Genomic DNA, 19,502 nt, shown 5'->3' on the forward strand with positions numbered 1-19,502 from the left:
ATTAAAATTTAATGTTTAGTCTTATTAGGAGAATAATTTTTGTTGGATTAACTTTTATGTTTTATTTTTTATTTTTTTATTTTTTGTTTTTCCAACATGATTGGATACTTGGTAGTATGTTTTTGGTCTTATTTTTCATATTTATACATTTTTTGTTGTTAGAAAATCAAAATATTCCTCATTATTATATAGTATGAGCATTTTTGATAGCTTGATTTTTGGGGATTACATTTATATGACTAGATAGTTGGCTTCTTGTTTCCTCAATACTTGTATCTCATATATGAATTTGAGTTTTGATTACAAATATTCATAATGCAATAACAAACAGAATAAATATAAGTTCTTTTGAAATATTTACTGCTTGAACTTCTTTTTTTGTAATATTTTCTGTATTATCCTATTGACTGCTGTTTGTGTCAGTATATGATGAATTTAATATAACTTGTGAAGATATGGAAGATTTCTCCAGTCAGGCTATTTCTTATCTAACTTTAAATTTTGATGTTTGAGAAGAAGATGAAGAAAATATTCAAAGCATAATAGACTGATATTTCAATAAGTCTGTATCCAATATTTTGATAGACTGAATTTTAGATAATATCTGAATCTCGCTTCCTGAGTCATTAGAAAAGGAACTGCTTGCTCAATGAGAAGACTGACTTATTTCAAGATTTTTGTGAGAAAAATCAGAAGTGGATGATGAAATATGTTCAGTATTGATTACAAATATTAAAGATATTTATGATAATCCATGATTTTCTGCTGCAGTAGTATTTTTATTATTTTTGTTGTTTTGGCCTATTTTTAGGTTGGTATTATTCATAGTATCTTTTGTTAGCTTCATTTTTTTCAAGTTATTAAATTTATTTGGAGTTTATTATTTTTGAAAATCTCAAGAAGATGTTGATAAGATTTATTAATTAAACCTATTTTGATTTTTTATAACAAATATTTTTAACTAAAAAACTCTTCAGATATTTTTTGTAAAATCTTTTCTTTATTGTTTCTGTTTTCTATATCTTCTACCACCCAGTTTGTGATATAATTTAATATTTCTCATATCTTAGGCGATGGTTGTAAATTGAAATTTTTTATAATATCATTTCAGTTGATTTGTAAATCTTTTTGTGAAAATTCTCATTGTTTTTTGTATATTTGTTTTATTAACTTTTTTAGATTTTGTAAAGATTCTGTATTGGGTGATTGCATTGGATTGAACTGTCCTAATCTATCACTGATACAAATATCTACCAAATTTCTAAGTTTTGTGTATCAGTATTCAATCATATATTTTTTGATTTTTTTGGGGATATTTTCTTGAGAAGAATTTAGTAATTCACCAGGAAGATGATGTTTTTCAACATAAAAACATATTTCTTGAATTTGCTTTTTGGAAAATCATAATGCTTGAAAATCTTTTTGGGTATAATAAGAACCAATAACAGGATGATGAAAACCAGATCAATGTACTTGTTTTCTTTCCTGTTCATTTGTAGCAAGTTGAGCAAAATAATACTGATCAGGCTTTCATACGTCATGATATAATATCCCAAATTTTACAAGAGGTTTTTTGTTGTTTTTTTGAATATTCCACAAGCATAACATTGTGTGTGTATATGTATCAAATGGATGATATCTTACAGGCTGGTAGTTGTTTTTGGTTTCATAAAGTTTTGGAAACAAAAACTTAAGTATATTCAATTCGTCCAATAAACTTACAAATCCAAAAGGATTGTCTTCTTTGAAAACTTTTAAGATTTCATCTTTTAGTCTTTCTTTGGGAAGATATTGTACCAAGAAATAATTTCTTTTCATTGCTTTCCATGTTTCTTTTTCATAATCAAAAAATTTAATTTCTTCTATTTTTGAATTTTTTTTGTGTTTTTTTTCAAGCTTTTGATTGAGTATGTTTGGTATTCTTATGGCTCTAATGATTCTTAGTGCATCTTCTTGGAATCTTTTTTCTGGATCATCAACTGCATTTATTTTGAAATCTATCATATCTTTTATTCAACCCCAAGGATCTATTATTATATTTATACCATTGGATTTAATATTTCAAAATCTTTTAGTTTTCTCCAAAATTTTTCAAAAAATTTCTTGATTGAATTTTCAGTTTTCAAATATAGAACTAATGTACTCTTTGGAGTTTATTATAAGATTGTTTTTAATTAAGACAATTCAATCTTTCTCAAGGTGTGAATAAATTTTGTCTTCTTTGATTTCTTCTCATTGTTCTGTATGTATATTTTTTGCTAAGTAGTAGTAATAAATACAATTGATTGTAAAATCTCTTCTTTTGCTATCGTGTATTATACTATCAGTCCAATTGATCTTATTGGGATGACGAAAATCCATATATTCTCACTCTTCACGAAGTGGAGTTAGTTCATACTGATATTTTTTTCATTTGGGAAGTATAGTGATTGTTCAAAATTTTTCTGTTTGGAATATACTTATATTGGTTTTGTTTATAGAATTATAGATTTCTTGTGGCTTTCAACTACAAGTAACATCAATATCTTTGGGATCTTTATCTAGTCATAAAAGCAAATCTCTTATGCATCATCAAACCAAAAATATGTCTTCCTTATTGGTTTGTTTTTGAAGACTTATAATATGTTTTTGTAAATTGTCTAAATTTTGGAAATTGATTTTCAACTTATTTTAGTTATTATGTAAATAAATAACTTATAAATATTTTTTATATATTTTCAATTATTTTAAAGCAAAATGAAAAAAGTGAATGAAAAATTTTTTTGTATAAATTGTTGAAAGTATGTTTCTACTGCTCAAAAAACATGTAGAAATCATTGTCCTTATTGTTTTGTTAGTATGCATGTTGATAAAGACACACCTTGAGACAGGATGTCTAGTTGTAAATGAGTTATGTATCCAGTGGATTATTATTCTTGAAAAAAAGGAGAAAAAATTCTTTTTAGATGTGTAGACTGTTGAAAAGAGCATTGGAATAAGGTTGCTTTTGATGATGAAATATCAAACATTTTTGATATTATAAAAAAATATTGATATTTTTAGTTTTTATTTTCTCAATTGTTGTTTTATCATTTTTCTGATGACTTATTTTTAACATCCTCTTGAGTTTCTACTTCATCTGATTTTTTTGATCATTCTTTTAATTTATTTTTAACATTATCTGGATTGGCAGATTCAGTTAATTTTTCAGTTCATTCTTTCAGTTTACTGGTTCATTTGTTAAAAATATTTTGAACAATTTGTTTTGCTTCTGAAAAGGATTTTACTCATTCTTGTTTAATATCATTAAAAATTTTTTTGATATGGTCTTTTTGCTCTTTAGTGAGACTTTCATATCTTTTCTCTAAAAACCCTACAACTGGTTTTAATATTTTTCTTAGTATAGGGTTATAACTTTCTATTTCATCATTTATTTTTTTTATGAATTCTTCTTTATTTTCTTCATTTTCTTGAGGCTTTAAGTTTTCTTCATTATTAGGTGTTTTGTTTTCTTCTTGCATTTTGGTGCTAATAAATAAAAATAAATTTATAATATGATAATAAATTTACTTTTATTTTCAATTGATTTTAAAAAATGTTTTAATAAAATTAAAAGGTTATTAAAATTTATATGAATAAATAAACAAAACTATGAAATTATTGATTTTTTCTATGTTTGTTTGAATACTGTTTTTTTTGAATTTCTTTATTTATGATTTGAGGACATGACTTGATAGGGGAATTGTAATGTATTTTTCAAATTTATTAAACTTGCCGTTTGAATGATTTTTGTTTTCATTTGAATGACCTTTTTGAATTTATAGTTTTTTGTTATCATTATTGCCCTTGATATGATATTCTCTGTTTTCTTATGTTTGAGTGATTTTAATGTTTCTTTTTCTACCTATTTATCTAATTTTATGATTTTTTCTTGTATTTTTGGGTGGTTATTATGATTTTTTTCTTGTTAAGAATTTAATCTTATTTTTTTCTTCTTATTTACTTGTGTTATTGTATGTATTTTATAAATATAACACATCTCTTGATAATGTTAGTAGAAATAGATTATGAGAAATTTATTTTAGATCTGATAAATGAAAAAAATTCTATCATGATGATTTTACTATAATGTTTCTTGATCTACAAAATTTTACTACAATATCTGAAAAATTTAGAGACGCTAGATTGATATGAATCTTTTTAAATTCTTTTTTTGATTATATAGAAAAAACAATAATAAGATTTAATTGACATCTTGATAAAGTAATGTGAGATTGAGCTTTGGTTGTTTTTACTGGACCAAATAAAGAAAATAATGCTGTAGCTTGTAGTTTGTATCTTTTAAAACAAAAACAGTCTTTTATTGATTATGTGTGACAAAAAGTTGCCAAAGATATCAAAAGATGAAATTTATACAAAAACATATTAGATACATTAAAAAAATGTGATTTTGATATAAGAATTTGATTGGCATCTTGACAGACTCTAATATGACCAATATGATGAAAAAACTTAAATGATGTTACTGTAGTATGAGATACTGTTAATCTTGCATCAAGAATAGAATGATTAAATAAATTTTATAGAGTGAATCTTTTATGTGATGAAAATACAATTAAAAAGCTATGAAGTAATTTTGTTTATAGATTAGTTGATAAAATTAGAGTTAAATGAAAATCAAATAGTGTTTTCATATACCAACCAATTTATAGTAAGGTAGATAATGCATATAGTACGAAATTGACTCCTACTGACTTACAAAAATGGAGGTCTATTATAGATAAATATTTTAAATGAGAGTTTAATGAAGCTTATTTAGAGCTTTGACAATATGTAGTTGAATGAGCTAATGATCCTGTGGCTGATGTTTTTTATCGCAGGTTAAAAGATATTATGAATTGACAATTGAAAATTCCAATAAACTGGGATTGAACTTTTGAGCATATGGAAAAATAATTTAAAAAAACTTGAAATACCAAAAAAATTATATATAAATAAAACAATAAAGTCCCCTAGGTAGGGGACAATTTTTAAAAATTAATTCTAATAAAAAAATGAAACTTGACTGAAAAACTTTACAAGAGTCCATAAGACAAATAATAGATGAGTACAAATTTGATCCACAACAAGTTTTAGAGATTGTAAAAATGTGAGTAAAAAGTGCATTTAGAAAAGATTATCTTAGTTGAGATAAAAAATATAATATTTATGTTAGTATTTGAAAAGACTGACAAATAAAAATTTTCAAAGAATTGGAAGTTGTAGAAGAAGTTGAAGATACAAACAAACAAATTGATCTAGAACAAGCAGCAGATTACAAGGAAAATGCACAAATATGAGATATAATATATATAGATATAACTCCTGAAAATTTAGAGTTTTCTAGGATATCTGTACAGGCTGCAGCTCAAACAATAAAGCAAAATATGAAAAAAATAGAAAGAGAAAGATTTTTTGAAAAATTTAAAGACAAAGAGTGAGAAATACTAAAAGCAAAAGTTTTGAGACTTATAAATGAAAATGTAGTACTTGATGTTGAGGGAACTACAGTAATTTTGTCTCAAGACTGACAAATACCAAATAGAATTTATAATGAGTGAGAAGAAATACTTGTGCTTTTGAGACAAATTTCTAAGTGATCTTGAGGTGTAGTTTTGGATATCACTCAATCTTCAAATGATTTTATAGAAACAATACTTAGAAAATCAGTACCAGAACTGGATGAATGAGTAGTTGAAATACTAAAAATAACTAGATTTCCTTGAAAAAAAACAAAAGTATTGGTAGATAGTGATGATGATAGAGTAGACCCAGTTGGAGTTTTCATTTGACAAAATGGTGAAAGAATAAGTAATATCCTATCACTACTTGAATGAGAAAAAATTGAATTTATTCAAAAATACGATGACCCTATAATGTTTATCAAAGAAGCATTAAAACCAGCAAGAGTAGAAAAAGTAAACATAAAATGAAACACAGCATATATAGATGTAGCAAGTGATCAGAAAGCTTTAGCAATTTGAAAACAAGCAGTAAATATTAGACTAGCTAGTAACATAACTTGATACAAAATTCAAGTATCCTAAATAAATTTATTTTTATAAGTATTTTCAAAAATGTATGAATATACTGTATGATTAGAAATCCATGTGAAACTAAATAGTAAAACCAAACTTTTTTGTAAATGTAAAAACGATCAAGAGTTTGATAACATCTCTTCCAATGAAAACATATGTCCTGTTTGTACTGGTCAGCCATGAGCATTGCCTGTATTGTCCCAAGAGCCTTTTGAAAAAGCAGTAATGTTATGACTTGCTTTGAATTGTAAAATTGCAAATGAATCATATTTTGATAGAAAATCTTATTTTTATCCCGATTTACCACTTTGATATCAAATAACACAATTGAATGCACCTACAAATGAAGAATGATATGTCAATTTTTTTACTGAAAACTACAACCAAGAAAATAGTGTGAGGATAGAAAGAGCTCATATAGAATCTGATGCATGAAAAACAATTCATGAATGAGGAAAAGCAATGTTGGATTTTAATCGTGCAGGAACTCCTTTGGTAGAAATAGTTACTTATCCAGATTTTGAGTCAGACGATCAAGTAGTTGATTTTCTAAAAGAACTTCAAAGATTGGTTAGATTCAATAATATATGATTTGCAGATATGGAAAAATGACAATTAAGAGTAGATGTAAATATATCTACCAGAAAAAAAGGTGATGACCAACTTTGAACTAAAGTAGAACTTAAAAACATGAACAGTTTTTGAGCCATTAAAAGAGCAATAAACAACGAGTTTGAAAGACAAAAACAGATTTTGGAATCAGGAGAAGAAATACAACAACAAACTAGATGATGGGATGATGATCTTTGAGAAAGTTATTTGATGAGAAGTAAGGAAGATGCTCTAGATTATAGATATTTTCCAGAACCAGATATGCCACCAGTATATATTACAGAAAATGAAATATGAAAAATCAAACAAACATTAGTAGAACCAACTTTTTCTAAAATCAAAAGATATACTAAAGATTATGGTTTTAATAAAGAATATGTAAATGCATTGATACAAAATACTGATATCAATTTTTATTTTGAAGATATTGTAAATAATTGAATCCAGCCAAAATTGGCAGCCAAATGGATAGTTACTGAACTGTTGTGATTTATGAGTAATGATATACAGTATTTAACTGATTTTAAATTTGGTAAAAAACAGTTTTTTGATTTTTTGGAACTTATCCAAAACTGACAGCTTATGGATTCTCATGGAAAACAAGTTTTGAAAGAAATGGTAAATACAGGTAAAAATCCTACACAAATTATAGAAGAAAAATGACTAAAACCTATGAATCTAGATGATATTGAATGATTTGTGGATGAAGTACTGGCTGAAAATCCTCAAGCAGTAGAAGATATCAAAAATTGAGAACAAAAAGCAATAGGATTTTTGGTGTGACAAGTAATGAAAAAATCTCAATGAAAAGCAGAACCAAAACAAGTTAATAAACTTATACAAGATAAAACTTCAAAATAATGTTTGATTTTATAGTTGAATATATCAAAAAACCAACTCAAATTGGGACTTTTTTACCTTGTTTTTGATGACTGGTAGATTCAGTAATATCAAACATAGATTTTTCTAATGATTTGACAATATTGGAGTTTGGCCCATGAAACTGAAACTTTACAAAGAAAATACTCAGAAAAGCTACTCAAAAATCTTGTTTATATAGTTTTGAAATTAATGAAAAGTTTTATGAAAACTGTCAAAATATTGAAGATGAAAGGCTTGTTTTAGTCAATGATTCTGCAGAAAATATATCCAAATATATTGATAAAAAAGTAGATGTTATAATTTCTTGAGTACCTTTGTCGGCTTTGGATAAAAAATTAAGAATGAAAATAATAGAAAATTCTTATAACTTTTTGAGAAAAGATTGAAAGTTTATTCAGTATCAATACTTTTCTTCAGCATATTCTGATCTTAAACTCTTTTTTCCAAGTATTCAAAAATATAGAGTTTATTTTCATTTACCTCCTGCAATTTATTATTTTTGACAAAAATAATGTCGTATTTTTTTACAAAAAGATTTTTGAAAAATCCATCATTAGTAGGTTCTATGGTGCCGTCTTCTTCATTTTTGATTGAAAAAATACTATCAAATATAGATTTTTCTAAAGATTTGATGATTTTGGAGTTTTGACCATGAGATTGAAATTTTACCAAACAAATTTTAGCCAAAATGACTCCAAATTCAAAAATTATCTGTTTTGAATTAGACGAGGAGTTATTCAAAATATGTAAGAATATCAACGATAATAGACTCCAAGTATATCAAGAATCAGCCGAAAACATTACCAATAAAATAACTCAAAAAGTAGATACAATAGTGTCATCACTGCCTTTTTGAAGTATGGATATTTATACCGTAGAAAGTATCCTTACAAACTCTTACAACCTTTTAAAAAAAGATTGACTTTTTTTGCAGTATCAGTATTTTCTTTCAAACAAAAAAAACTTTACAAAAGTTTTTGACAAAGTTGATTTGGATTTTGAGGTTTTGAATATACCTCCTGCTTTTATTTATAAATGCCAAAAACATGAAAATTAAGTTGTTGTTGTATGTTTTTGCTTTTATTGTTATTTGATTTATATTTTCTTTTTCTACATATCTGCTTTTTTCAAGCTACTCTGACAGAGTATGTTTTGATGATTTGTGTTTTTATGTAGATATTGCCAAAACTCAAGAACAAAAACAAAAATGACTTATGTGAGTTGAAGAATTGCCTGAGGATTCTTGAATGTTGTTTGTGTATGATGAGTCTGATAAATACAGTTTTTGGATGAAAAACACATTGATAGAGCTTGATATGATTTGGATTGATGAAAATTATAAAGTAGTTGATATCCAGCATAGTGCGGTACCTTGTGAATCTACACCTTGTGAAGTTTATGAACCTCAAAAACCTGCAAGGTACATACTTGAACTAAACTGATGAAAATCTGAAAAATACTGAATTGAAGTTTGAGATAAGGTAGAAATTTTTTATTAATTTTGCAGAGTGATTCAATTTTTTTATACTATTTTCTTGCCAAAAAACATTGCATTAATTAGTTAAATTTTTATAACATTTTGTGTTTTTATATTTGAAAGTTTGTGTTTTCTATATGTTTGATAAAATATACGATAAAATTTACAAGAAAGACAACTTAAAAGCTTTTGAAGATATTATTCAATATTATCAAGATAATTGATATTGTATAGTAAATTTTTTGTATTTTTACAATCTGATACATTGATGAATTTTTACTGAGTCCAAGGATCAAACACAACAAAACTATAAAAAATCTTTATTGAATTCTGATTTTTTGTTGCCGGATGGTATTGCTATGCAATTATTAATCAAAAGATGGTACAAACAAGAAATCCAAAATCTTAACTGAACTGACTTTTTGCCATTTTTCTTAGACAAACTGGAAAAAGATGATTTGTGAGTTTATTTTTATTGAGCATTCCAAAAAAATATACAAAAAGCAAAACAATATTTTGAGCAAAAATTTGGTCAAAAAGTAAATCATTTTCAAAATGGTTATGAGCATTTTGATTGGGATCAGATTGATGATGATTCAGGCATGAAAATATTACTAGTTGGTAAATGATCTCCTATACAGGAAAATCGGGTTTTTGAGAATATTGAAATTATTAGACAAAAAAAGCTTCTTGTTTTTTGTGTATGATGATTGTTTGATTTTTGGGCATGAGCAGAGAAAAGAGCTCCAAAACTGATAAGGAGTTTGAAACTTGAATGGTTTTGGAGGGTTTTACAAAATCCAGCTAAAAATTTCAAAAAAAGTTTTTTTACGATGTATTATTTGGTTTATTTTCTTTTAAGTAGTAAATTTAAAACCTCTGGGGAGAAATGAAGATAGTATATATATTTATTATTAAAAAAATTCTATAAACTGATATTATCAATCACCCCAAAAGATTGTAACAAAGTTGAAGAGGGTCGCCCCTCCAAAAGATTGTAACAAAGTTGAGGAGTACCCCCACTCCCAAAGATTGTAACAAAAGGGGTGGAGTATTCCATTCTTATGGTTTGTTACCAAAAGGATGGAGTAAGGCATTGTTTTGGTTGTGTTTTTAAATAGATTCTCTTGAAGTGTTTTTGATTCTATATCAATAATTAAAAATTACTAAAATCAGGTAAAAAGTTTTTCAAATGATTTTTTAAAATAACTAAAAAAACCAAGGAAAACACATTTTCCTTGGTTTTTTGAATTTTATGCTTGTTTGAGTTCTTCTTGCACTTTTGAAATGTCTGAATCTATATTTTTTACCAGATCATCTTTTCACTCTTCTTTGAATTTTTTTCTATACTCTCTTAGCTTTGATAAAGTTGATTCTAACTGATTTTTTTTGGCTTCTTTGGCTTTTTTGTCGTTTTCTATTTTTCTAAGTTCTTGTTCGTATTTTGATAAATCAACTGGACTGTTTTCAAAATAAGGAAGTTCATTTTCAGTTTCTCAAAAATCGTATCCAAGTTTTCTATCAAAAAAATCATCTAAGTATTTATTGAACTCTCTTAGGCTTCACCAATTAAATCCAAACATAGATTGATTTTCATTGTTTTGAATAAAGTTTTGATAATCTTGTTCATTATCAAACTCTCTTTCTATTTTATTTTCCTTTCCGTTTATATTTGAATATTGATATACTTTTGCTTTGAACATCTCACTTAGGGTTAAGATGTAAAAGCACACAAAGCACCTACAATTATTTGGTGCTATATAATATATAATCAGTTTTAAAAAAATTTCAAGATTTTTTAAGAAATTTATAAAAAATAGTTCTGATAGGATTTTTGAGGAAAATCTTATTTTTGATACTTATTAAATAAACCATTATTAAAAATAGTTTAATTTGTATGAAAACATCCTTATTTTTTGTTGAAAAAAGCAAAAATTTAGTTATTAATATAGATAACTTTTATTTTTTAATATAATTTGATGAAATTGTATCAGCAAAGTGAAGTTTTCATAAATAATAAAATTTCTTTTCAAAAAGATTTTTGAGAGGGAGTATATTTGGATGTAAATATTGTTTTTTTAACTAACAAATTTTTGGAGTATCAAAAGGACTTATTTTGAGAGTTTGTATGAGAAATTACTGATGCATTATCAAATTATGAAGACAAGACATTAAAACAGTTTCAAGAAGAGTTTGAAGAAATTTTGCAAAACATGAATTCCAAACTATCAACTTTTTCTGAAAAAATAGAAGATGTGGACAAATTTGATATTAGATGAAGCATACAAGTATTCCTTGGAGAAACATATATGTGATCAATGATATGAGAAGTAAGTACAGTAATTCTTAGAAATAATCAAATCAATTATATAGTTGATAATGATAATAATGAAGAAGATAAAATAGAATCTTTTTCAGATTTTATTGAATGAGAATTAGAACACAAAGATCAAGTTGTAGTTTTTGGTGCAAGAATTTCTGATTTTATAGAAAAAAAAGAACTACAAAGTATTGTTTCTGAAGATTTAGCACTCAAAGAATGTTTAGAAACAATTCAAAATAGCATAAAAGAAAGGACCGATATTAATCAAATTAATTTTATATCTTTGCAAGAAGTAGAGTTTGATATAGTTTTGAAAGATTCAGACATCAAAGAAAAACTTCAAAAAAATATGAAATATTTTACAGATGCAAAAGATCTTATAATAAGTTATAGGTATCCAATATCTATAAGTATATGATTTTTGGTGATATTATGAATACTGTATGCTTTTGTTTGAAATTTGATATCATCAAATACTGGAAATGTTATAGAAAGAGATGGTGAGCAAATTGTAGTAGATTTTGATATAGAAGATCTTCAAAAAGATATTGAACTTTTTAGAAGAATAGACGCATGATCAAATGAAAAAATTGAAAAGTATAATCAGATAATGGATAGACTAGAGATTTTAGAAGATCAATGAAGATGGTCACATGATGTTCAAGAACTTAAATCAATCTTAAATCAGGAATATTATGAGTGATTCAATATAATATTAGCAGAAAATATAGAAGATAATCTTTCTTATGAATTTACTGAAGAAGAAAAAGAAGAAATAGGTGATATGCATACTATTTCATACAATGACTGAATAATGGTATGATGAACAGATGGAGTTTTGCTTAATGCATACACAAATGATTCAAGATGAACAACTGTAGATTTTGATTTGCCAGTAAGTATAAGGTGATGTGGACAAAATCTTTTGTGAAATGGTATGTATTGTTTTTCTGAAGAATGAGATTTGATAAATATAACATCTGGTTGAATTAGTAGTGTTACTACTCAATGATGAGACTTCCCTGATGATATAACTGGAGTGTGAACATTTTGAGAATCAAATATTTATACTATATTCAACGATGATGAATTAAATGATCAATGAATCTTTATAAATAGGTATACAAATCAACCTTGATCTCAAAATGATTTTTGAGCAGCTACAGAATATCAAATAGAGCCTGATTTTTATGAACAAAATACAGATGTATTTGCTACTTGATTTACAAATATATCAATAGATTGAAGTTTTGTTACTTGGTCTCCAAAAGAAAACTCAGTATTCCAATTTCATAGAAATGATCAAACCTGATATCTTGATGCAAGAAAGATTCCAATGCATTGATGACCTGATATATTATCAAAATGATGAGAAAATACTCAGGTTTTGTCTTATCAATGAAGTAGATTTGTATATACTTTTGATCCAGATACAAACATGTTTACTGTATACCGTTCTACTCCATACAAAACCAATACAGCATTTACTATGGATTATGAATTGAACTATTTTTTTAGTATAAACTTTGATGAGGCAAATATTGAAGTTAAGTCAGTTTATGTAGATAGCTGAGAAAGATCTATATTGTATGTGTTGACAGAAAAATGAGTAGTAAGATACAATCTTCATAATATGATGGAATCGTTTGATTCTTAGAATCAATGTATTTTAAAATTTAAATCATAAAATAAAGTATATATGGATGTAAACTTAGATACTATATCTGCATGGGCTAAAAGAAAATGATTTGTTTATCCAGGAAGTGAGATTTATTGATGATTATCAAATGCATGGGATTTTGGTCCTTATTGAGTTCAACTAAAAAATAATATTAGAGACCTGTTTTGGAAAGAATTTGTGCAAAAAAGAACTGATGTGATTGGTTTGGATGCTCAAATAATAATGAATAGAACTGTTTGGCAAGCAAGTGGACACGAAAAATGATTTAACGATCCTTTGATGGATTGTAAAAAATGTAAAAACAGATTTAGGGCAGACAAACTTATAGAAGAATATATAGAAAAATCATGAGATACTGAATATCCAAATAATTGGGCTTGAGAATGAACTCCTTTGGAAGATTTGGAAGATTATATTTCTCAAAAACAAATTAAATGTCCAGAATGTGGAGCTTTAGATTATACTAACATTAGGAAATTTAACTTAATGTTTAAAACTCATCAGTGAGTTGTAGAATCAGATGAAAATATGCTTTACCTAAGACCTGAAACTTGTCAGTGAATTTTTGTAGATTACAAAAATATACTTAATACAACAAGGATGAGAGTACCTTTTTGAGTTGCTCAAATTGGTAAAGCTTTTAGAAATGAAATTACTCCAGGACAGTTTATATACAGACAAAGAGAGTTCGAACAAATGGAGATAGAATATTTTGTTCATCCTGATGAAGCAAAAGATTATTATCAACACTGGATGGATGAATCTTATAAACGATGGTGTGATATTCTACAAATTCCTAGAGAAAAAATGGAAGCAAGAAAACTTCCAGATGAAGAAGCAGCTCATTATGCTGATAGTACTCACGATTTTGAGTTTAAATTTCCTTGGGGATGGTGAGAAGTTCAGGCTCTAAACAATAGGACAAACTATGACCTCAAGAATCATCAAGAACATTCATGAGTGGATTTGCAATATTCCGATCCGAAAACATGAGAAAGATATATTCCTTATGTGATAGAAGTTAGTATGTGACTTAGTAGAACAACTTTTGTTGCTATGGCAAATGCTTATGATGAAGAAACTTATACAGACCCTAAATGAAACGAACAAAGTAGGGTAGTGGTAAGATTTCCTTTTGATTTGGCTCCTGTGAAATATGCAGTATTGCCTTTGATGGAAAAAAACGAAGATATGGTAAAAAAATGAAAAGAAGTTTTTGCTAAAATTTCTGATAAGTACCTTTGTGAATTTGATACAAGTGGTAATATATGAAAAAGATATCGTAGACAAGATGAGATAGGAACCCCATACTGTGTTACAATCGATCATCAAACATTAGAAGATGGTACAGTAACTATCAGAAATAGAGATGATATGACTCAACAAAGAGTTAAAATAGAAGATATTATATAACTTAATAAAAATTAAATGGAAATAATCTTGTTAATAGCTACTTTTTTTGTGGGTTTGCTTACCCTAATCGTTATGGATTATTTATGGCTTTGAAGAATCATACATGATTTCATAAGGCAACAGTTTTGAAGCCTAGTTGAAGTCAATAATGGTAGTATCAAAATCAACTTATTTTATTGACTAATCACATGGGCTGTTATCAGTATATGATGTCTTTTCTTTGCAACATTTAGATGAGAATCTTGACTAGAAGTTTTATTGTATTGAATGCTTTTTGGTTTTGTTTTGTATTTTACTTATGATTTTACATCATTAACTTTTATCAAAAACTATCCCTTGAAGTTTGCAGTAATTGATGTTGCATGGTGAACAGTTTTGTGCTGAGTTGTTTCACTAGTTTCTTTCTTATTTTATAGTTTTGTAATTTGACTATAAAAGATTTAATTTTTTATTGTATTTTATATGAAATGTATTCTGCAAGACGAAGAAATGTCTTTGATAAAAAAAGTTGAGCTTGAATGATCAAAAATATCTTGAGTTTCTAGTCTGGCTCAGTGAGTACCTTGGTATTGAGTTCCTGAACCTATCCAAGAATTTGTGATGGAAAAAATAAGAAAATGAGAAACAAACAGGTATAGCATCGTACCTTGAATTCCAGAACTTAGACAACAAGTTGCTTTGAGATACTACAAAAACAATTCTGTAGAAGTAGATTTTGAAAATGAAATAGTAATAACTGCTTGAGCTATACAAGCAATATCTTCTGTACTATTAACAATTCTAGAAAAAGATGAAGAAGTGATGCTCTTGGATCCTTGTTATGCATCTTATGATTGATGTATTAAACTTAGTAGGTGAAATCCAGTATATTCTTCACTTGATGAAAATCTAGATATTGATGTACAAGATGTTTTGAGCAAGATAAATTCAAAAACCAAAGCTATAATTATATCAAACCCAAATAATCCTACTTGATCTATCTTTACTATAGAAAAAATAAAGCAAATATTGGATGCTATAGATTGAAAAGATATTTATCTAATTTTGGATGAGGTGTATGATGAGTTCTTGTATGATGGGAATTTTTTTGAAAGTGGTATTAATTTGTACAAAAAATACAAAAAAAATCTAATACTGGTAAATAGTTGGTCAAAAACATTTGGTATGACATGACGAAGAGTTTGATATTTTTTGGCGGATAGTAATATAACAAAGGAAGTTTTGAAAGTACATGATTGATTAGTAACATGTGCACCTGTACATAGTCAATGGGCTGCATTAGCAAGTTTTGAAATATATGATCGGTGGATTTGAAAAGTAAGAAAAGAATTACAAAAAAGAAGAGATTATACTATTCAAGAAATGAATAAGCTTTCTTCTTATATTGAATTTTGAACTCCTAAGGCTGCTTATTTTTTGTTTCCAAGATTTAAGTATACCGAAAAAGATTATGAAGAATGTTTGAAAATTTTGCATGAATCAAAAGTAGCATTGGTACCTTGAAGTGGTTTTTGAAATAGGGGAAGAGGGCATTTTAGAATTTGTTTTTGAAGAGATTTTGATGATCTGAGTAGTTGAATAGAAAAACTTGGTAAATATTTTAACAAATAGTATATAATAATGATTTTGGGAATTGATCCTGGTGTTAGAAAATTGTGATACTCATTGATAGACAAAAATCTAAATATTAATGATGCTTGAATACTATTACTGGATCAGAAATGACCTCAAAGATTAGATCAGTTTACAAGAATACTGAAAATATATGAATTTTTTGAAGATATTGTTAATAATTATGAAATCAATAAGGTTTGAATAGAGAAATTATATTTCACAAAGTTTAATCAATCCAATGCAGAATTTGTGTATTGAATTAGATGAGCATTGATAAGTATGTTTATCAAAAAAGAAATCAAAATAATAGAATATACTCCTATCCAGTTGAAAAAATATATTACCTGAAACTCCAAAGCCAACAAAATATTGGTACAGCAAATAATAATGAAAATATATTGACTAGAAGAAATGCCTGAGTATGATGATGCAGCTGATGCATTGGGATTGGCTTATTTGGCTATGAGGCAAAATTAATATGTGGAATTAGTAGAATGATATTGAAAGCATCCTCTTCCCTTGGTTGGGAGAGTTTTTTTGATTGAAATAACGCAAGAAAAAAAGCTTGAAAATAAAAATTCTGTTATTAAAATTATTGATAATTTAGTTCTAAGAAACTGCAGATGAAGTTGGATATTAAATTTCAGTTTGAACAAACTCAGGAGTGGAGTTTTGATAGCTACAAATTACAGTGACTTTTTTTCAACCTAATGAGAGAAGATCCCAATAGGAGTTTTCATAACCTGCCTTTTGGGCTTTTTTGTTACTCAAATATTTTTCCTTTTGAGAAATGAAAAGATTATCAGCCCTGAGTAGACTATAATATTACTTTTTCTAGTATTGATCAGGATATTATCAATCAAGTGTATCAGGGAGTGTTAACTTACAAGCAACTAAACTTTGGTGATGATAATAAAATCCATATCAAAAATGCTTATGTGAAAAATCAGTCCCCACTGTATCCGTGAAAACAAATAAAGCTAGTAACACCCGTGGTTCTGAGTCTGGATGAACAGCTTATCAGAAGGTATGAAATACCTCAGAAGCCGGAGAGGAAAGGTAAACCTCTATACTGGAAAAAAGAAATGTGATTTGAGGTTTTTATCAAACAGCTCAATAAAAACATCCTCAAAAAATATGTATATCTTATCAAAAACAATTATGTTCCCAAATTAAATGATTTTGACCAAAAGCTTTTGGAAAAATTTGAGGATATAGAAGCTTTTGAGGAAATAGCAGACAGGAGTGATTTTTTTAAGTGATATAAGTTCAAGAGATGAGCTTTGGTGGATTTCAAATGAGGTAAAATTGCAGGTAGTTTGTGGGATTTTGTGGTTGGAGATGACAGGAATTTGAATAAAGCACTTAAATATGTTTCTGCTATATGAGTAGGAGAGAGGTGTACTGCAGGTTTTGGGTTTATTAAGTAAAATAAGTCATATGCTAAAAGAATTAAAGGATATAGGAGAGTATGTAAATACAATTAAATCACCTGTAGAAAGTTTCATAACTGTTCCTAGAGGAGATTTTTATATAATCAGTTTGAATTTTGATTGAGAAAAATTTGTATTTGAGTCCAATATAAAAGAGTGAGATATAAAAGATTTGATCTGAATGTGTTATAAACCCTGAAAATGAAGAGTTAAACCTATTTTTCCTAATTCTTATATAGGAGTGGACGAGAACTGAAAATTTGCTCAACTTAAAAAAGACGATTTAATATCTGTTATCTCTAAATTAAAAGAAGATCATAAATTTTTCCAAAATCTGGAAGAAAAATTTAGAAATACATCAATAGAAGAAGTTGAAAATTCCCAGTTGATAAAACAAAAAATTCAGGATCTTCCTTCAAAGGATCAAAATAAAAAGCCTACTACAAAAATTTTTACAATAAAAATCTCAAAGAATCTTATAAAAAGCTATTGATTAACACCATTAAGAACAGAAGAATTTGTATATTTAGGAGATATACAGGAATTTCAGGATATATTTGTAGCCAAAAATAAATGAGAAGGATCAGAAATTGTTTCTGGTTTTTGTCATGTTTGTGAAAAGACAAAAGATAATTTAATAGATTTTTATAAAAGTAAATGAGTTTGATTTCCTTATAAATTTTATAATCTGGATAAACCTTGATTTACTTATAATCTTGATCCCAAAAATGGGTATAAATCTTTTGGAGTTTGTCAGGAATGTTATGATAAGATCCAGTCTGGGTATTCTTATTTTAAAGAAAATTTACAAAAAAATATTTTAGGTGAGTATTGTTATATATTTCCATCTATTTTTTTTGAGAAAAACAACAAGGTTTTTGAAATAATAGAAAAATATGATAATAAAAACTTGTCTTCAATAGAAAGTAATATTAAAGATAGAATAAATGCAAATGCTACTTCTTCAAAAGGTTTAGATAGTATGGAACCTTTGTTTGTATACTGAGAATCTAGTGATCAAAAAGAAATATCAGAAGAAAAATTTGTAAAACTTAATATAATTTTTGGTCATATTGATCCTGCGAATTCAGATAGATTGCAAATTAATTATTTTTTGAGAGATATACTACCATCTAGGCTTGGAAAATATTATAAATCTAATATGTTTCTTTTGAAAAGAAGTAATAGTTATATGGATTATATGAAAAAGCTTCTTGGTGAAAAAAATATCAGTTGAAATCTATATGAAAAGATGCCAGAACTTCATCTTTATCCAAGTTATCAAAAAAATGAAAATATATGGAATCTTAAGAACTTTTTTGAAACAGAAGGTATACAGGAATATTATAAATTTCTTGATAAATATCTTCACAATAAAGGATATTTGTCTGATGATTTGTTTAAAATAATTTATAAAAAACTTTATAAAGATTATGTGGATAAATACCTAAATTCAAAAGATGGGAATCTTTTTTTTAGTATACTACAGGTGTATCTTGTCCATATTTACTTCCTAGAAAATAATCTTTTAGATACTAAACTACAGGAAATGAATACTATAAGTTTTGACACTCAAAATGAAAGACTGTTGAATTTGCAGGATTATTTTAATCAGTTTGAAATATTTAACAGTTATGATAAAATATATGCAAGTTTGATAGGATTGTATGTAAAGCTTTTGCTGGAAAAACAGCAAAATGAAATAGGGAGTAATCCATTCATTACCAGGATAAATTTTGAAGATTTGGATTATGATGGATTGTTAAAACTTCTGAATGAAACAAGAAGCAAATTTAACAAGTATGCAGAAAAAAAGTTTAATTATTATCCTTCTCTTTATTGATTGATATTACAAATAAGTATGAAAGGTTTGGATAAAAATTTATCCAGAGATGAAATAGTTTATTACTTTGGAATATGAATGGAAATATTACCAAAAATATACTTCCAGCAAGAAGAATCCAAAAAGGAAGCTCAAGAAGAATATAATTATATTTAGTTGATTATAAAA

General features: G+C 26.7%; 19 protein-coding genes. 16 read left to right on the forward strand and 3 right to left on the reverse strand.

From position 1 onward, the window contains the following. Positions 1-56: 56 nt before the first annotated feature. Positions 57-923, forward strand: a complete 867-nt coding sequence (locus HLG78_RS00775) for a hypothetical protein (protein WP_231178475.1) — start codon at positions 57-59, stop codon at positions 921-923. A gap of 34 nt (positions 924-957) precedes the next feature. Here HLG78_RS00775 and HLG78_RS00780 read toward each other — a convergent pair whose 3' ends face one another. After that, on the reverse strand, positions 958-2,664 hold the full coding sequence (locus tag HLG78_RS00780; RefSeq protein ID WP_231178477.1) for a CCA tRNA nucleotidyltransferase: 1,707 nt from the start codon (positions 2,662-2,664) through the stop codon (positions 958-960). A 72-nt stretch (positions 2,665-2,736) separates the two neighbouring features. Between HLG78_RS00780 and HLG78_RS00785 the strand changes: the two genes are divergently transcribed. Continuing rightward, the gene (locus HLG78_RS00785; RefSeq protein WP_231178479.1) at positions 2,737-3,042 is read left to right on the forward strand and encodes an RNHCP domain-containing protein; all 306 of its coding nucleotides are present in this window, start codon (positions 2,737-2,739) and stop codon (positions 3,040-3,042) included. 23 nt (positions 3,043-3,065) lie between these two features. Here HLG78_RS00785 and HLG78_RS00790 read toward each other — a convergent pair whose 3' ends face one another. Next, the gene (locus tag HLG78_RS00790) at positions 3,066-3,500 is read right to left on the reverse strand and encodes a hypothetical protein (protein ID WP_231178481.1); all 435 of its coding nucleotides are present in this window, start codon (positions 3,498-3,500) and stop codon (positions 3,066-3,068) included. 130 nt (positions 3,501-3,630) lie between these two features. Here HLG78_RS00790 and HLG78_RS00795 point away from each other — a divergent pair, with 130 nt between their 5' ends. The 7 genes from HLG78_RS00795 to HLG78_RS00825 all read left to right on the forward strand — a co-directional run bounded on the left by HLG78_RS00795 (position 3,631) and on the right by HLG78_RS00825 (position 9,926). Then, positions 3,631-4,935, forward strand: coding sequence for an adenylate/guanylate cyclase domain-containing protein (locus HLG78_RS00795; protein ID WP_231178483.1), 1,305 nt, complete (start codon positions 3,631-3,633; stop codon positions 4,933-4,935). A 98-nt stretch (positions 4,936-5,033) separates the two neighbouring features. Continuing rightward, positions 5,034-6,065: a transcription termination factor NusA gene (gene nusA, locus HLG78_RS00800; RefSeq protein ID WP_231178485.1), complete on the forward strand. Its 1,032-nt coding sequence runs from the start codon at positions 5,034-5,036 to the stop codon at positions 6,063-6,065. A 30-nt stretch (positions 6,066-6,095) separates the two neighbouring features. After that, positions 6,096-7,529 carry an Asp-tRNA(Asn)/Glu-tRNA(Gln) amidotransferase subunit GatB gene (gene gatB / locus HLG78_RS00805; RefSeq protein WP_231178487.1) on the forward strand — a complete coding sequence of 478 codons (1,434 nt, stop codon included), beginning with the start codon at positions 6,096-6,098 and terminating at the stop codon, positions 7,527-7,529. Then, on the forward strand, positions 7,529-8,062 hold the full coding sequence (locus HLG78_RS00810; protein WP_231178489.1) for a class I SAM-dependent methyltransferase: 534 nt from the start codon (positions 7,529-7,531) through the stop codon (positions 8,060-8,062). Before gatB ends, HLG78_RS00810 begins: the two co-directional genes overlap by 1 nt. Then, complete coding sequence (locus tag HLG78_RS00815) at positions 8,062-8,607, forward strand: class I SAM-dependent methyltransferase (protein ID WP_231178491.1); 546 nt, start codon at positions 8,062-8,064, stop codon at positions 8,605-8,607. The genes HLG78_RS00810 and HLG78_RS00815 overlap by 1 nt, the downstream gene beginning before the upstream one ends. After that, the gene (locus tag HLG78_RS00820; RefSeq protein WP_231178495.1) at positions 8,597-9,049 is read left to right on the forward strand and encodes a DUF192 domain-containing protein; all 453 of its coding nucleotides are present in this window, start codon (positions 8,597-8,599) and stop codon (positions 9,047-9,049) included. Before HLG78_RS00815 ends, HLG78_RS00820 begins: the two co-directional genes overlap by 11 nt. Positions 9,050-9,164: 115 nt before the next feature. Next, entirely contained in the window at positions 9,165-9,926 is a 762-nt protein-coding gene (locus tag HLG78_RS00825) for a WecB/TagA/CpsF family glycosyltransferase (protein ID WP_231178497.1), read from the forward strand. Between the two features lie 354 nt (positions 9,927-10,280). Here the strand turns inward: HLG78_RS00825 and HLG78_RS00830 are convergent, their stop codons facing one another. After that, positions 10,281-10,730: a hypothetical protein gene (locus HLG78_RS00830; protein WP_231178501.1), complete on the reverse strand. Its 450-nt coding sequence runs from the start codon at positions 10,728-10,730 to the stop codon at positions 10,281-10,283. Between the two features lie 276 nt (positions 10,731-11,006). Here HLG78_RS00830 and HLG78_RS00835 point away from each other — a divergent pair, with 276 nt between their 5' ends. The 7 genes from HLG78_RS00835 to HLG78_RS00865 all read left to right on the forward strand — a co-directional run bounded on the left by HLG78_RS00835 (position 11,007) and on the right by HLG78_RS00865 (position 19,490). After that, on the forward strand, positions 11,007-13,007 hold the full coding sequence (locus HLG78_RS00835) for a hypothetical protein (protein ID WP_231178503.1): 2,001 nt from the start codon (positions 11,007-11,009) through the stop codon (positions 13,005-13,007). Between the two features lie 42 nt (positions 13,008-13,049). Further along, on the forward strand, positions 13,050-14,444 hold the full coding sequence (locus HLG78_RS00840; protein ID WP_231178511.1) for a glycine--tRNA ligase: 1,395 nt from the start codon (positions 13,050-13,052) through the stop codon (positions 14,442-14,444). Between the two features lie 15 nt (positions 14,445-14,459). Next, positions 14,460-14,879: a DUF2177 family protein gene (locus HLG78_RS00845; RefSeq protein ID WP_231178513.1), complete on the forward strand. Its 420-nt coding sequence runs from the start codon at positions 14,460-14,462 to the stop codon at positions 14,877-14,879. 27 nt (positions 14,880-14,906) lie between these two features. Further along, on the forward strand, positions 14,907-16,055 hold the full coding sequence (locus HLG78_RS00850) for a pyridoxal phosphate-dependent aminotransferase (RefSeq protein WP_231178516.1): 1,149 nt from the start codon (positions 14,907-14,909) through the stop codon (positions 16,053-16,055). Between the two features lie 9 nt (positions 16,056-16,064). Continuing rightward, on the forward strand, positions 16,065-16,535 hold the full coding sequence (locus HLG78_RS00855) for a crossover junction endodeoxyribonuclease RuvC (protein WP_231178538.1): 471 nt from the start codon (positions 16,065-16,067) through the stop codon (positions 16,533-16,535). A gap of 146 nt (positions 16,536-16,681) precedes the next feature. Beyond that, positions 16,682-17,488 carry a CRISPR-associated endoribonuclease Cas6 gene (locus HLG78_RS00860; protein WP_231178540.1) on the forward strand — a complete coding sequence of 269 codons (807 nt, stop codon included), beginning with the start codon at positions 16,682-16,684 and terminating at the stop codon, positions 17,486-17,488. A gap of 10 nt (positions 17,489-17,498) precedes the next feature. Then, a complete protein-coding gene (locus tag HLG78_RS00865; RefSeq protein ID WP_231178542.1) occupies positions 17,499-19,490 on the forward strand; it encodes a TM1802 family CRISPR-associated protein in 1,992 nt (663 codons plus the stop codon). Positions 19,491-19,502 lie beyond the last annotated feature (12 nt).

The sequence above is a fragment of the Candidatus Absconditicoccus praedator genome (assembly GCF_021057185.1).
GTDB lineage: Bacteria > Patescibacteriota > Gracilibacteria > Absconditabacterales > Absconditicoccaceae > Absconditicoccus > Absconditicoccus praedator.